The organism is Psychrobacter sp. 1Y4, from assembly GCF_051847555.1.
The window spans coordinates 1-631 of the sequence record NZ_JBPYDE010000739.1; the positions used below are offsets into that span (position 1 = coordinate 1).

The 631-nt window shown below is 40.6% G+C and carries 1 protein-coding gene; it reads left to right on the top strand.

What is annotated here, in order from left to right; all coding sequences use genetic code 11:
• Positions 1 to 449: GntR family transcriptional regulator (locus ACS8FC_RS18625; RefSeq protein ID WP_439297884.1), on the top strand; the 449-nt coding region annotated here is incomplete at its 5' end.
• Between the last annotated feature and the right edge of the window lie 182 nt (positions 450 to 631).

Sequence of the window (631 nt, forward strand, 5' to 3'; positions counted from 1 at the left end):
TAAATATCGTCACCTTGTTTGAGATGTTTGAGGTGATGGCTTATCTTGAAGGCATGTGCGGTAGGCTTGCCGCAAGACGAATTAATGAAGAAGAAAAAGTTGAGCTGCTACATTTGCACGATCAGTGCAAACAGTACTTAATCGAGGACAATCCAGAGAGCTACTATGAAGCCAATAGAAAGTTTCATTTTTTCTTATATCAATTGAGCCATAATAGCTTTTTGGTCGAGCAAGCTAGCAATTTGCACAATCGCTTGCATCCCTATAGACGCTTGCAACTGCGAGTGAACAATCGCATGCAGCACTCGTTTGACGAGCATCAGAGCATCGTCGATGCTGTTATCAATGCAGATGAAGATTTGGCAGAGCGTTTGATTAAAGCGCATGTCTCGATTCAGGGTGAGCGCTTCACCGACTTGGTGGCTACTATGAAGCCTGACAATACTTAAGACTGGATATTCTGAGATAGTATTTATTAGGTCTGATACGAGACCCTTTAAGCGATTCTGGACTACATCTATTTCTAGATATAGTCCTGCTATTTTTGATTAATGTGACATCATCATCTAAGATTATTTTAATTATTGAGTGCGTTGAATAAGACAAGAAGAGTCTTTGCTGACTCCTGACT